At 72.7% G+C, this 13979-nt stretch carries 15 protein-coding genes; 3 read left to right on the plus strand and 12 right to left on the minus strand.

What is annotated here, in order from left to right; genetic code table 11:
* Positions 1-74: 74 nt before the first annotated feature.
* A complete protein-coding gene (locus tag E1211_RS13565) occupies positions 75-1376 on the minus strand; it encodes an NAD(P)/FAD-dependent oxidoreductase (RefSeq protein WP_132349049.1) in 1302 nt (433 codons plus the stop codon).
* Between the two features lie 160 nt (positions 1377-1536).
* Here E1211_RS13565 and E1211_RS13570 point away from each other — a divergent pair, with 160 nt between their 5' ends.
* Together E1211_RS13570 and E1211_RS32485 are read left to right on the plus strand one after the other, a co-directional pair.
* On the plus strand, positions 1537-2982 hold the full coding sequence (locus tag E1211_RS13570) for a M20/M25/M40 family metallo-hydrolase (protein WP_132349051.1): 1446 nt from the start codon (positions 1537-1539) through the stop codon (positions 2980-2982).
* A gap of 110 nt (positions 2983-3092) precedes the next feature.
* Entirely contained in the window at positions 3093-3254 is a 162-nt protein-coding gene (locus E1211_RS32485; RefSeq protein WP_165947250.1) for a hypothetical protein, read from the plus strand.
* Between the two features lie 133 nt (positions 3255-3387).
* Here E1211_RS32485 and E1211_RS13575 read toward each other — a convergent pair whose 3' ends face one another.
* The 6 genes from E1211_RS13575 to E1211_RS13600 form a co-directional block, all read right to left on the minus strand.
* Entirely contained in the window at positions 3388-3909 is a 522-nt protein-coding gene (locus E1211_RS13575; RefSeq protein WP_132349053.1) for a GNAT family N-acetyltransferase, read from the minus strand.
* 151 nt (positions 3910-4060) lie between these two features.
* Complete coding sequence (locus E1211_RS13580) at positions 4061-4354, minus strand: DUF6510 family protein (protein ID WP_132349055.1); 294 nt, start codon at positions 4352-4354, stop codon at positions 4061-4063.
* A 17-nt stretch (positions 4355-4371) separates the two neighbouring features.
* On the minus strand, positions 4372-5151 hold the full coding sequence (locus E1211_RS13585; protein WP_132349058.1) for a ferredoxin reductase: 780 nt from the start codon (positions 5149-5151) through the stop codon (positions 4372-4374).
* Positions 5144-5734: a sulfite oxidase-like oxidoreductase gene (locus E1211_RS13590; RefSeq protein ID WP_207915362.1), complete on the minus strand. Its 591-nt coding sequence runs from the start codon at positions 5732-5734 to the stop codon at positions 5144-5146. The genes E1211_RS13585 and E1211_RS13590 overlap by 8 nt, the downstream gene beginning before the upstream one ends.
* Positions 5735-5816: 82 nt before the next feature.
* Positions 5817-6833, minus strand: coding sequence for a TerC family protein (locus E1211_RS13595; protein WP_132349062.1), 1017 nt, complete (start codon positions 6831-6833; stop codon positions 5817-5819).
* A 227-nt stretch (positions 6834-7060) separates the two neighbouring features.
* Entirely contained in the window at positions 7061-7477 is a 417-nt protein-coding gene (locus E1211_RS13600; protein ID WP_132349064.1) for a DUF2267 domain-containing protein, read from the minus strand.
* 251 nt (positions 7478-7728) lie between these two features.
* Here E1211_RS13600 and E1211_RS13605 point away from each other — a divergent pair, with 251 nt between their 5' ends.
* Positions 7729-7998, plus strand: a complete 270-nt coding sequence (locus E1211_RS13605; RefSeq protein ID WP_132349066.1) for a DUF2795 domain-containing protein — start codon at positions 7729-7731, stop codon at positions 7996-7998.
* 215 nt (positions 7999-8213) lie between these two features.
* Here the strand turns inward: E1211_RS13605 and E1211_RS13610 are convergent, their stop codons facing one another.
* From E1211_RS13610 to E1211_RS13630, 5 genes are all read right to left on the minus strand, one after another.
* The gene (locus E1211_RS13610) at positions 8214-8870 is read right to left on the minus strand and encodes a hypothetical protein (protein ID WP_132349068.1); all 657 of its coding nucleotides are present in this window, start codon (positions 8868-8870) and stop codon (positions 8214-8216) included.
* Positions 8871-8969: 99 nt separating this feature from the next.
* Entirely contained in the window at positions 8970-9941 is a 972-nt protein-coding gene (locus tag E1211_RS13615) for a pirin family protein (RefSeq protein ID WP_132349070.1), read from the minus strand.
* A gap of 228 nt (positions 9942-10169) precedes the next feature.
* Positions 10170-10799: a hypothetical protein gene (locus E1211_RS13620; RefSeq protein WP_132349071.1), complete on the minus strand. Its 630-nt coding sequence runs from the start codon at positions 10797-10799 to the stop codon at positions 10170-10172.
* 13 nt (positions 10800-10812) lie between these two features.
* Complete coding sequence (locus E1211_RS13625; RefSeq protein ID WP_243709524.1) at positions 10813-12600, minus strand: DUF4012 domain-containing protein; 1788 nt, start codon at positions 12598-12600, stop codon at positions 10813-10815.
* A gap of 125 nt (positions 12601-12725) precedes the next feature.
* Positions 12726-13943: a glycosyltransferase family 4 protein gene (locus E1211_RS13630; protein WP_132349075.1), complete on the minus strand. Its 1218-nt coding sequence runs from the start codon at positions 13941-13943 to the stop codon at positions 12726-12728.
* Between the last annotated feature and the right edge of the window lie 36 nt (positions 13944-13979).

Below are 13979 nucleotides of genomic sequence, written 5' to 3' on the forward strand. Positions count from 1 at the left end.
GCACGCGAGAGTGCCCGTCCACCCGGGGACGGGCACTCTCGCGCGAACGCGAGCCGTACGTTCGAACCCCGCGGTCAGCGGGGGCGGGCCGGAACCTCCGGGGCGGTGCTCTCCAGCGGCACGGCGTTCGCCGGAATCAGGCCGAGCTGCACGGCCGGGCGGGGCAGGGTCGCGTCGAGCAGCCAGTCCGCGCTGATCCGGGTGCGGTTGGCCGGCATCGCCAGCAGGTGGTAGCCCCGCGTCACGGCCTTCGCCGGCAGCCCCGCCAGGTTGACCTTCAAGGGGTTCGCCGCCGCGTCCTTGCCACCGAGGTCGACCACCCAGCCCAGGTCGTGGTGCCGGTACGGCCGGCGTCGCCCGTGCCCGTACGAGGCCGCGATGTTGTGCGCCGCCAGCTTCCCCTGGCGCTGGGCGTGCTGCGCCGTCATGGCGCAGATCTGACCCGGCTTGGTCACGTCGGGCACGGCCGCCGCGTCGCCGCAGGCGTACACCTCGGGGAACCCGGGCACGTTGAGGTACTCGTCGGTCACCAGCCGGCCCCGCTCGGTCCGCAGGCCCAGCTCGGCGACGAACGGGTCCGGACGGACCCCGACGCACCAGACCAACGTGCACGTCGGCACGTACTCGCCGTCGGTGAGCTTCACCCCGTCCGCGGTCGCCTCGGAGACCGAGGTCCCCATCCGTACGTCGACCCCGCGACGCTGGAGCACCCGGTGCGCGGTCACCGACATCCGCTTGTCCAGCTCCGGCAGCACCCGCGGGGCCACGTCGAGCAGCATCCACCGGGGGCGCTGGGTGAGCCGGGGGCGCTGGGCGTGCAGCGCGTCGGTGAAGAGCTGGCCGTGGGCGGCGACCTCCGTGCCGGTGTACCCGGCGCCGACGACCACGAAGGTCGCCCGCGCCTGCTGCTCGGCCGGATCCTCGGCCTGCTCCGCCAGCTCGATCTGCCGGATCACGTGGTCGTGCAGGTAGAGCGCCTCGGGCAGGCCACGGAAGCCGTGCGCGTACTCGGTCACCCCGGGGATCGGCAGGAGCTTGTTGACGCTGCCCACGGCGAGCACCAGCCGGTCGTAGGCGAGCCGGTTGCGATCCCCCTCCGGCTGGGTGAAGCCCACCCAGCGGTTCTGCAGGTCCACCTCGTCGGCCTCGCCGATGACGACACGGACCCCGTCGAGGGTGCCGGTGAGTGGCACCGCGACCCTGGTGGGCTCCACGACGCCGGCCGCGACCTCGGGCAGCAGCGGCAGGTAGAGGAAGTAGTCGGTCGAGTTCAGCAGCACGATCTCGGCCTTGCTGCCGGCCAGCCGGCTCAATGTCTTCGCCGCGTGGTAACCGGCGAAACCGGCCCCCACGATCACCACACGAGGCTTCGTCATTGGGATCACGTTCCCGCCGACAGGACGGACAAACGTGGCGTCAGCCGGGGCCGGACGCTCCCGGTCGACCCCGCTCCGGGTCGTCCGGCGGCGGGACCCGCCACGACATCCATGCCAGACGATATAGACAGGCACCCTCGTCGATGGCGAGGATGCGGTGATGGGAACTGACGACAGCGGCGCCCGGTCCACGAGGCCCACCCGCCGCACCTTCCTCTCCGCCGCCACCGCCACCGCCGCCGCCGCGGTGGCCGTACCCGCGCTCGCCGAGCCGGCCACCGCCTCCGGCGGCGGCGACGCGACCGGCCCGGGGCACCCGGCACGGCCGCAGTCCCCCGGCCGCGAGCTGCGCGACCTGCTCCGCGCCGTCGACCAACGCCGGATCGAGGCGATCGTCCGCCGGCTGGCCGCGTTCGGGACCCGGCACACCCTCTCCTCGCAGGACGACCCCGAGCGGGGCATCGGGGCGGCCCGGGACTGGATCTACGACCGGATGCGGGAGTACGCCGCCGCCTCCGGCGGACGGATGACCGTCGAACTCCAGTCGTACGTCCAACAGCCGGCGTCGCGGATCCCGGTGCCGACCCGGATCACCAACGTGGTGGCGACCCTGCGCGGCGAGACCTCGCCGAACCGGACCTACGTGGTGACCGGCCACTACGACTCCCGGGCCACCGACGTGATGGACGGCGTCAGCGACGCACCGGGCGCGGACGACGACGCCTCCGGCGTGGCGGTGGTCATGGAGCTGGCCAGGTTGATGGCGACCCGTCGCACGGCGGCGACGATCGTCTTCGCCGCGGTCGCCGCCGAGGAGCAGGGCCTCTACGGCTCGGCTCACCTGGCCCAGCAGCTCAAGGCGGCCGGGGCGGACGTGCAGGGCATGTTCAGCGACGACATCGTGGGCAGCAGCACCGCCGACGACGGCACCCGCGACCCGCGCGCCGTACGGCTCTTCGCCGAGGGCGTGCCGACCGCGGAGACCCCGGGCGAGACGAACACCCGCCGGTCCGTCGGCGGGGAGAACGACTCACCGTCGCGGCAGCTCGCCCGCTTCGTCAAGGACGTCGCCGAGAACAGCGCCACGGGGATGGAGGTCCGGGTGATCTACCGGCGGGACCGTTACCTGCGCGGCAGCGACCACATCTCGTTCCTGGAGCAGGGCTGGCCGGCGGGGCGGTTCACCGAGCCGCACGAGGACTTCGCCCACCAGCACCAGGACGTGCGGGTGGTGGACGGCCGGCAGTACGGCGACCTGCCCGAGTTCTGCGACTTCGGCTACATCACCCGGGTGGCCCGGGTGAACGGGGCCGCGCTCTGGTCGCTCGCCCAGGCGCCCGGCACGCCGAAGGGGACGATCATCGTCACCACCGACCTGACCAACAACACCACCCTGCGCTGGCAACGCGGCACCGAGCCCGACCTGGCCGGCTACGAGGTGCTCTGGCGGGAGACCACGGCGGCGGAGTGGCAGAAGGTGATCCCGGTCGGCGACGTCACGCAGGTGACGATCGACCTGTCCAAGGACAACGTCTTCTTCGGTGTACGTGCGGTGGGCCGCGACGGCCTGCGCAGTCCGGTGGCGTTCCCCCGCCCCGGCAGCTGAGCGGGCACGCCCGCGAGCGGGCCGGCCTCACCCGTTCCGGGTGGGGCCGGCTCATCCGGGCGCCCGGGAGGCTGGCGTCGGCAGACCGGTCGACGGGAAGGGGCGGCGTGATGAGCATGCCGATGTCCAACGACCAGCGGCAGCCGATCTACCTGCGTCAGAGCGGGCGCAAGGAGCTCACGGCACGGCAGCGGCGGCGGGTCGAGCAGAAGCAGGGCCGCTTCGAACGCCTCGGCATCCAGGCGAGGGAGGCACGCGGTCCGGGTCGCTGAGCCGGCCGTACGAGTCCATCGTGCCGAGCCGGACGGGCCAGTCGGGCCGTCCGGCTCGGTGGCTCGGTGCCGCCGAGCAGGCAGCACGTGGCCGTCGCGGGTGGGCCGGCAGGCCATGCCGGGTACGGCGGGCTCAGCCCCGCGCGGTGATGGCCCAGCGTTCGTGGTCGCGCCAGGCCCCCTCGATGAAGAGGTAGTCGGGCGAGTAACCCTCCTGGCGGAAGCCGAGCTTGCGGGCCAGCCGCCGGGACGGCTCGTTGCCGGGCTGGATGTTCGCCTCGAGCCGGTGCAGGCCGAGCGTCGTGAAGGCGTGCTCGATCACCAGCCGGATGCCGGCGGACGCGTGCCCGGTGCCGCTGTACGGCAGGAACGCGGCGTAGCCCAGATAGCCGCCGCGCAGCGCACCCAGCACGATGCCGCTGATGTTCGCGTAGCCGGCGATCGCGCCGCTGGCCCGGTCGCAGAGGAGGAACCCGTCGTTCTCCCGTCGCCGGTTCTTGCGCAGATACGCCGCGTACTCCTCCGCCGTGGCGGGGGCGGCGAGCCAGGGCCGGTGCAGTTCGCGGCTGCGGCGGGCCGCGGCGACGAACTCCGCCTCGTCGGCGGGCCGGGGGCGGCGGATGCCGACGAGTCGGTCGGTGCGCAAGTATCTCACGGCCGATCACTCTGGCGAGTCCCGGCCGCGGCGTCCACCGTTCTCCCCGCGCGGAGCGGGGCGGTGTGACCGACCTCTCCGCCGCGCCGCGCGGCGTCGCGGGCTCGCCCGCGACCGCGGCGAGCGACCGCCTCGATGCGATCCGGCCGGATCAGATGGGGCCGGGGTGCGGTTGGTCGAGCGGCATGGGGACCTGGAGGAAGGTCGTGCCGCGCAGATCGAGCCGGGCCCAGTTGGGCGAGCGGACGAACCGGAGCATGACCTGGGCGCAGCTCGGGCAACGTCCGATCAGCCCCGGGGCGTGGCTGTAGACGCGCAGGGTGCCCATCGGGCCGACCGCTCCGCAGTTCTCGCACCGGCCCACGGCCCCGCTCAGGTCGACGGCGAAGAGCTCGCGCAGCGGTGCGTCGAGCATGTTGCCGTCCAGGTAGGACATGTCGGTCATCGGTGTCTCCTCGCCGGTCAGCCGGTCGGCCCGAACCGTTCGGTCTTCACACGCCGCGTCTGATGACCCAACCCGACGAGCAGGTCGGCCACGGTCTCCACGAACCCGGTCGGGCCGCAGACGAAGTTCAGCGGTTCCAGGTCGGCCGGCCACCCGTGGTTGTTGACGTCGGCCAGCCCGATGCGGTGCGGGTCGCCCCGCCAGCCGTCCGGCGCCCGGCGGGTGTAGACGTAGGCCACGTCCAGGCCGAGGTCGTCACGGCCACGCCGCTGCAGTTCGTCGGCGTAGATGGCGTCCTCCGGGGTGCGTACGGAGTAGAGCAACCGGAACGGCGTCCGGCTGCCGGCCGCACGGCGAGCGCGCAGCATCGCCATCAGCGGCACGATCCCCGAGCCGCCCCCGACCAGCAGGACCGGCGCGGTCTCCTCCGGGCGCCACACGAACCAGCCGCCGACCGGGCCGCGTATCTCCACCGGGTCGCCCTCGCCGTAGACGTCGATGAGGTACGGGGACACCTCGCCGTCGACCACCCGCTGCACGGTCAGCTCGATGCGGGGCCCACCCGGGCCGTCCACGGCCGGCCCGGCGATCGAGTACGAGCGGGCGGTCTGGTACCCGTCGGGCGCGGTGAGCCGGACGTCGAGGTGCTGGCCCGGCAGGTGTCCCGGCCAGCCGGGAACCTCGAGCACGAGGGTGTGCGCGGTCGGGGTCTCCACCCGGCGCTCGACCAGCCGGGCGACCCGCCAGGTGAGCGGAGCGCGAGCGGGGGCGCTGACCGCGGCGGTGCGCTCAGTCACCCTGGTACCGCTGTTCGCGCCACGGGTCGCCGTAGTCGTGGTAGCCGGCGGTCTCCCAGAAGCCCGGCTGGTCGGCGGAGAGCAACCGCAGGCCGCGCACCCACTTCGCGGACTTCCAGAAGTAGAGGTGGGGCACGAGCAGACGGGCCGGGCCGCCGTGCTCGGCCGGCAGGTCCCCGCCCTCGAAGGTGTGCGCGACCCAGGCGCGCCCGCCGCGCAGGTCGTCGAGGGGAAGGTTGGTGGTGTAACCGCCGTAGGAGTGCGCCAGCACGTACGCCGCGTCGGTGTCGATGCCATCGAGCAGGGTGTCCAGCGAGACGCCCTGCCAGGTGGTGCCGAGCTTGGACCACCGGGTGACGCAGTGGATGTCCACTCTGGGGGTCTCCTGTGGCAGCGCCATCAGCTCCGACCAGGACCAGCGGTACTCGGCGCCGGTCTCGGTGGTGATGACGAACTCCCAGCTGTCCAACGGCACCTTCGGCGTCGGGCCGGCGGAGAGCACCGGAAAATCCTGGGTCAGATACTGCCCCGGAGGAAGGGCCGGCTCCGACGAGCGGGGCCGGCCCTGAAAGCCTGGCGACACGATTCCCACGAGACAGTCGTACCACTTGCGCCGATCGGCGTGGGACGGTTCCCCCGTACGGTGTGACGAATCGGTGCGGCGGTCAGCGCGACTCGACGACCTCGGGCTCCGGTGATTCCTGCGACCGGGTGGCGCGGAGGCTCGTGAGGGTGACGACCGCGAGCACCGCGATGATGACCCCGAGCGAGGCCAGCGTCGGGATCTCCGGCACACCCTTCCAGACACCGTGCGCCCAGTGCAGGCCGAGCTTGACGCCGATGAAGGCCAGGATGATCGCCAGGCCGTAGCTGAGGTGGACCAGCCGGCTGAGCGCGGCGTGCAGGACGAAGTAGAGCGCACGCAGGCCCAGCAGGGCGAAAGCGTTGGTGGCGAAGACCAGGTACGGGTCCTCGGTGATGCCGTAGACGGCCGGCACCGAGTCGACGGCGAAGACCACGTCGGTGCCGAGCACGGCCACCACCACGAGCGCGAACGGCGTGAGCGCGCGCCGCCCCGCCGCACGTACGGTCATCCGGGTGCCGTGGTAGTCGTCGGTGACCGGCATGAACCGCCGCAGCAGGCGGACCGAACGCATCTTGTTGATGTCCACCTCCTGCTCGTGCCCGGTGAGAGCGTCGCGGAGCAGCTTCACGGCCGTGGCGATGAGGATGATCGCGAAGAGCAGGAAGGCGAAGTCGAGTGTCTCCAGGGCGGCCGCGCCTAGCGCGATGAAGACCGCCCGCAGCACCAGGGCGCCGGCGATGCCGTAGAGGAGCACCCGCTGGGCGAGGATGGCCGGCACCGCGAACGCGGCCAGCAGCAACATGAAGACGAAGAGGTTGTCGACGGAGAGCGACTTCTCCACCAGGTAACCGGTGAGGTACTGCACGCCGAGTTCGGAGCCGTAGCGGTTCCAGACCCAGGCGCCGAAGGCCAGCGGCAGGGCGATGTAGAACGTCGACCAGGCGATCGCCTCGCGGAGGGAGACCTCGTGCGGGCGACGGGTGACGAGGAAGTCGAGCACCAGCAGTGCCAGCACGCCACCGATCGTCACCGCCCAGAGAGTGGGCGTGCCGACCGTCGTCAGCTCCGCGGCGGACAGGTACGACAGCTCGGACATGGGACCTCCTCGAACACCGTGCCATGTTCGAGGTCTCCTTCACCCACTAACGTGGGCAACCACCCGAGGCGTGCCCGGCACGCCGTACTGACCGGAATGGTTCGTGGGAAGTACTCCCCTCGCCGGATTCAAGGTTAGGTCAGGCTCAATCCTCACGCCAGCCGGGGTGTCGCCGCGTGTCGATGGTTGCCCAGGTCAACCGCGTACCGCCGAACCGCCCGGACGGCTCAGAGGCCGCCGCGGCGCAGCGTCGCGCCGGGCGCCATGGCCGGCTCCACCATCTCCCGGTAGTCCCGCGGCAACTGGGTCATCACGTCGTCGAACTCGCCTCCGGTGATCGCTTCCCGCAGGGTGGTGAAGACGGCGCGCGCGCCGTTGCGGGCGGCGGTCTCGTCGACATCGGCGCGGAGCGCGACCCGGGCGATGAACTCGGCCGCGCCGAACCGATCGGCCGCCTCGGTACGCGGGCTCGGCTTCAACACCACCTGGAGCGGCTTGGGCAGCTGGGCCGCCAGGTCCAGCACCTCACCCCCGGTGAGCCGCTCGGCCAACGTCTCGAGGGTGGCCGAGGTCAGGGCGACGGCGCGTTCGGAGGATCCCCTCGTCCGCTGTGCCACCTGGTCGATGAAGGTGTCGTAGTTCATCGGTTGCTCCTCGCCGGCTGCGTCGAGGCCCACGTACCCGTGAAGCGGCGCGGGAAACGGCGGCGGATTCACCCATCGGGCACCCGCGTGGCGGGTCTTCGACCTGTCTCACCGACCGACCGCTCCTGGCCGCTTCGGTGGTCGCCCGGCCGGCCTCGCCAGGTGATTTTCCCGCGGTCCCGGCGTGACGGCCGGGGAGGCGGGTAACCGCCGCCGGTCGTGACCGGATCGATGCCCGAGGAGCCGACACCATGGCGAGTTACGCCGACGTCCTGCAGTACCTGTCGAGCCTGGACTACCCGGCCGAGAAGGACGAGGTGATCCGGGAGGCCGAGCGCGAGGGGGCGCCGCCGGACGTGCTGAAGGCGCTGCGGGCGCTGCCGCCGGTGGACTACGCCAACGGCAACGAGGTGGCCCGGTCCGCCGGCATCGAGGCCGCGCCGGAGCTGAGCCGGTCGCAGCGCGCGGCGCAGGCCCGCGACCGGCACCCGCGGGTGTCCCAGCACCTGCGCGGCATCTGACCGCGCACGAGCAGGCGGGCGCCCCGGGTCACGAACCGCGACCTGGGGCGCCCGGCAGCACCTGCCCGGACGGCCAGGGCCCGAACCGGGCCGGCCATCAGGCAGTCAGTCAGTACGCCCGAACCGGGCGCGGCTTGACTGCCTTGATCATCATACAGCCCGCATCAGCCGAATGGTCAGGAACCCCCGGACTGTGGGCCAGCACACGTCGTCTTTCAGCTCATTACCTCGGCGTAACGCTTCTCCAGGTCCACTCGGGCCAGCGCACCCACCAGCCAGGCGAACCGCTCCGACTCGCCGCTGCCGGCGAGTCCGGCCAGCTCGTCGGCGGAGCGCCCGAGCCCGAGCCGACGGGCCGCCGCCAACGCCCGCCGGTCGGCCACCGGAGCCACCTCACGCCAGAGCACCTGCGCCTCACGAAGGAACAGCTCGACGACCTGGCCATCCACCCCGGGCAGTTCGGCGAGCAGCTTCCGCTCCGCACGAGGGTCGTACTGCGCCTTGCCACGCAGCCGGCGCAGATCGCCCCGGTACCTGTCGACGACGGTGCGGGCGAGGTCGCCGAGCGTGTCGGCGAGCGCGTCGACGTCGCCGCGCTGACCGGCGTCGCGCAGCACGCGGACCCGGGTCTCGTGCAGTGAGCGGGCCAGCCGGGCGGCGCTGTCCCATCCGGTGTCCCGCAGGGCCCGCGCGCTCTCCACCGCCCGTCGGAAGTCGCCGCGCCGGGACAGCAGCACCGACAGGTAGAGCAGTTGGAAGAGGCTGGACGGATTGTTGGTGACCTGGAAGCCGTACTGTTCGGCGAACCCGCGTCCGCTGCCGGCGAGCCGCCGTACCAGTCGCTTCTTGTCCTCGATGCTGGAGATCGGCATGGCTGCGACTACCCGCGCCGCCACCGGTCACACTCCGACGGTGGACGGCGACGGCGCGGGGCCGCTCGGCGACGCCCCGACGGGCGCCGCGACAGCGGATCAGCCGCGCACGGCGCCGCTGCGGTCGCGGGCCTTGAGCCGGGTGGTCGGCAGCGCCGGCGCCGGCAACGGCGGCGCCGCGTCGTCGGCGACCACCCCGAAGCGCCGGCCGGCCGCCCAGTCATCGCGAGCGGCCACCACCTCCTCGTGCGAGCGCCCGACGAAGTTCCACCACATGACGAGCGGCTCCTCGAAGGGCGCGCCGCCCAGCAGCATCAGCTGGCTGCCGGCCGCGCCACGCAGGTTGAGCTGGTTGTGCCCCAGGCCGAGATAGAGCAGGGCCCCCGGCTCGACGGAGACCCCGTCGACCTCCGCCCGGCCGGACATCACCAGCAGCCCGTACTCGAACTCGGGCCGCAGCGGCACGGCGACCGGCGCCGAGCCGGTCAACTCCAACTGCGCCCCGACGAGCGGCGTGTGCACCACCGCCGGCGATCGCTCCCCCGCGATCTCGCCCACCAGCAACGTCGTCTCCAGCTCGCCGTCGCGCCAGCGAGGCAGGTCGGCGTGGTGGGCGAAGTCGGCCGCACCGGCCCGCGCGGGGTCCGGCAGCGCCACCCAGAGCTGGACGCCGTGCATCACCGGCGGGTGCACCTCGGGTGACCGCTCCGAGTGCGCGATGCCGTGGCCCGAGGTCATCACGTTCAACTGACCGGGCCGGATCGGCTGGACGCTGCCGAGGCTGTCCCGGTGCACGATCTCGCCGTCCAGCAGCCAGGTGACCGTCTGCAGGCCGGTGTGCGGGTGCGGCGGCACCTCCATGCCGGGCCGCGCGGCCACGTCGTCCGGCCCGAAGTGGTCGACGAAGCACCAGGCGCCGACCATCCGCCGCTGCCGCTGCGGCAGCAGTCTCCGTACCGTCGTGTACCGCCCCAGGGGCACGTCGTGACCGGGCAACAGCACGCTGCCGGGATCGGCCGCGGCCACCCCGGGTGGTCGGGTCTCCGCCGGCCAGGTTTCCGTACGTCTCACCGCCCGACTGTACGCCGGGCCTTCGCATCGCCGAGCGTCTTCCCCCGCCCGTCAACGGCCTGCCCGGCCCCTCCGAAGGCGTCCGCCCCGGCATCCGAGTCGATCGACTGCGGCGACGGCGCCGATCGGGGTCGGATCGATCGGCGGGCATGAGCCGGCGCCCGCCGGACGGAATCCGACGGGCGCCAGCTTCATGTCATGCCCGGGCTTCGCCCGGACGGTCCTGCATCAGTGCGACCCCATGAAGCGCTGACGGCGGCGCCACGCGAAGGTCAGGAGCAGCAGCACCGCACCCGCGCCGACCAGGCCACCACCGACCTTCATCGGGGTGCCGAGGCTGTCGCCCGTGACGGGCAGCGGCGGCGGCTGGGGCTGGTCCAGCACCCGCAGCTGGGTGCTGGCGACGCGGCCGGACTCGCGGCCGGTCGCGGTGAAGGTCAGCAGACCGGTCACCGACGGCTTGTAGGTCCGGGTGAACCTGCCGTTCCCGTCCGTACGCGCGGTGAAGCTCAGCGGCGCGGCGGCCTGGTAGGCGACCGGGGCCATCGCGACAGTGGTGCCGTCGCTGCGGCGGGCCGGCGCCTGGTTCGCGGCGGGGGCCGCGAGCGGCGTCACCGTGACCACGATGTCCACCGTCTCGTTCGGGCCGAAGCCCTGTCCGGTGAGCACGACCGTCTGACCGAGGTTGATCGTCGGCAGGTTGACGGTCAGCGTCGGCTGCGGCACGTACGGCGGTGGCTGTGGTGTGTCCGTGACGCCTGGCGCCGGCGGCTGCGGCTGTGCCGCCCCCGCTGCCGTCGGCACGGTCACCACGGCCAGACCGACCGTGAGTGCCATGATGATGCGGGATAGCCGCATGGTTGGTTCCCTCCTACTGGTCACAGCTTGGTGCGGTATCTACTTGGGTGGTCCATGGGGTGGCCATCGGCGTGAGCCACAGCTCGGCCTCTCCGGTTCCGGTGTTCTTTCCGGTCAGGACGGTGACCTCCAACGTCCGACTCGTACCGGGCCGGACGTCGACGCTCGCGGTCGCGGCCTGGCGGCGACGTTCGGTGCCGCTGCCGACAGCCGTCTCGGTTCCGTCGAGGCGGGCGTCGACCACCGCCCCACCCGGCGGCGTGAAGACCGACACCAACGTGCGGATCGTGTACGGGTCACCCGCCATCCCGAGGCCGAGAACCGACTCGGTGAGACCGGACTTCGGCGCCGTCGACTGGAGCGTCACCCGCAGCCGGAGCTCGCGGCGCCCGTCGGATCGACATTCGCCGACCGTCAGGGTGGCCGCCGGCCGCAGGTAGTAGCCGAGCTTCGCGCCGCTGCCGTCGTTGAGGAACACGCCGACCGTCGGCACGGTGTCCTGTTCCGGAAGGGCCCCGGCCAGCCGGCTGTCGCCGAACTGTCGCTGCTCCTCCGGGCGGGCACTCCAGAACAATATCCGGCGTTCCGTGATAGCACGGTCAAATGCGGACAACAACACCCTCGGGTCTACATTCTTCGTGAAGAAGGCGTCGAAGACCGCAGCCGCCGCCGCAGCGAAGAAGCTGTCCTGTTTCTCCGGCTCGAGACGCTGGTACGTCTCGTTGAGCAGCGTCCGCACCACCGTGTCGGAGGCGAGCGGCACACCGCCCGGGACCATCACCGGCCCGGTCGCCTTGAGCAGGTAGGAGAGCACGACGGGGTCCACGGCGAGCACCCCGTCGACCTTCGTACCGGTCTTGCGACGGAACATGTCGCGATAGAGGGCCGCGGCGGTGGGGAAGTGCGGCGTCAGGTTCACGTCCGCCGGATACATGCCCGGCAGGTCGGCCCAGAGCGCGCGGACCTCCTTCGGCACGGGCAGCGGCGGGTTGAACTGTCCCAGCGAGGAGCTGCTGCCCTGCCGTCCCATCTGGACGCGGCCGTTCTTCGCCTCGATCACGGCGTACGCACCGAACATGCCGCCGGTGGCGCGCAGCTCGGCGAGGTTCTGCGAGACCAGCAGGTAGCGTCGCGGACCGTCGCCGCCGAGCAACGCCGGCAGCAGGCGCGCGCCCTGGTCGGCCGCCGCGGTCATCGCGGCCAGACGGTCGATCTCGCCCCGCAGGTCGGTGAGGGCCTGGCGCACCTGGCTGACCAGGCCGTCACCGGACACCCGGATCAGATCCTGACGGGTCTGCTGGATGGTCCGGTTGACAGCGGTCAGGTCGGCGGAGACGCTCCGCAGTTGGCCGACGTCGAGCCGGCCCTCCTTCGGGACCAGGTTGGCGAGGTCGACGCGGAGCAGGGCGGGGAAGGCCTGCCGGGCCAGGTCGTCCACGGCCACCGCGATCTGCCGGACCGCGCCGAGGTCGTCCCCGGCGAACGGCGTACGCCGGCCGAGCGCCCACCCGGGATCGTCGGTGGCGGAGCGGGCCGCCCCGGCCTGCTCCTGGAGCGCGGCCAGGGTGCGCTGGGCCCGCTCGATGTCACCGCCGACGACCTGGGCGCTGAGCTCCCGGGCCAGACCCGCGGCGTTGAGCAGGTGGGCCCGCGCCTGCCAGCCCCGGAAGCCGACCCAGCCGCCGGTCAGCAGCAGCAGGGACGCAACGACGAGCCCGGCGAGCAGTACCCGGCGCAGGCGAGCGCGCCTGCGCCGTCGGGACCGGCTGCGCCGTCGCCGCGGTCGTTCGCTCTCCGTCACTGCACACTCCCCGTTGCCGGAACCGGACAGAAGGCCCATTACTCCGCTGTTCTTAACACCCGTCGCACCGGAATCGTGACGTTATGGCAGATCTCCGCCGATACGCGAGGTTCGTTCGGGTGACGTCAGGTTGTCACGCGGGTCTTGGCCACCTCGCGCAGCAGCCGCTCCATCCGGTCCACGCCGGCCGGCAACGACATCTCGCGCAGGTACGCCTCCCGCCCCCGCCGCCCCATGTCGACCCGGGCGGACGGGGGGATGGTGGCGGCCAGCCAGAAGCGGTCGGCGAGGCTCGCCCAGTCCTCCGGCGGGCAGGAGAGCCCGGCCCGCGCCCGCTCCACCAGGTCGGCGGTGTCCCCGGCCGCCGAGACGACCACGGGCGCCGCGCAGGAGAGCGCGGCCTGCAGCTTGCCGGGGACGGTCCCCCGCAGCTCGGGCAGGTTCCGCAGCATGACCAACTGGTAGTCCGCGGCGGCGTAGAGATCCGGCATGTCCAGCGGCGAACGCCGCTCGACGAACCGGATGTTCTCCGCCCGCAGCTCCGCGGCGAGGCCGCGCACCCGGGGTTCGTCCGCGCCGGAGCCGACCAGGACCAGGTCCATCGAGCGGTCCAGCTCCGCCGCGGCCCGTACGGCGGTCTCCAGACCCTGCCGGGCGCCGATGGTGCCGGCGTGCATCACCACGCACCGCCCGTCACGGCGCACCAGCCGATTCGCCTCCGCACTGGGCCGCGCCGGCTGGAAGATCCGCTCGTCGGTCCAGTTGAGCACCACCGAGACCCGCTCCGGGTCGGCGCCCGCGGCGACCACGAGATCCCGCATCGACGGTGCGACGACGGCGATCCGGTCCGCGGCCCGGAAGGCGCGGGTCATCGCCGCGGTGAGCCGCGCGGTCCACCGCCCGTCGCCGCCCGCCGCGTCCTCCGGCCAGACGTCCTGGACGTGCAGCACGGTGGGGACCCGCCCGATCAGCCGGGGCACGGTGGCGGCCGCGAAGCTGGTGGCGGGGAGCTGGAAGACGTAGAGCACGTCGATGCCGGCCAGGAAGCGCGGGGCGACCAGCGCCGCGCTACCGGCGAAGGTGAGGTAGCTCGCCATCCGGGCACCGGTTGAGGCCTCGCCGGCGGCCACGTACCTCGGCACGCGACGTACGGAGAGTCGGTCGTCGCGAGTCCGGTGCCGCCACCGCTGCCGCCAGCCCGGGTACACCTGCCCACCCGGGTAGTCCGGGAAGCCGGTCAGGACGCGCACCTCGTGCCCCCGCGCCGCCAGCTCCTCGGCGAGGCTGCCGGGGATGAAGGCCGGCTCCGGCGGGAAGTGGTACGACAGGATTCCGATCTTCATCCGGTCGCCACCGCCGTCCGGTTCGTCGGTCCCGGC

Source organism: Micromonospora sp. 15K316 (assembly GCF_004348525.1).
Classification (GTDB): domain Bacteria; phylum Actinomycetota; class Actinomycetes; order Mycobacteriales; family Micromonosporaceae; genus Micromonospora.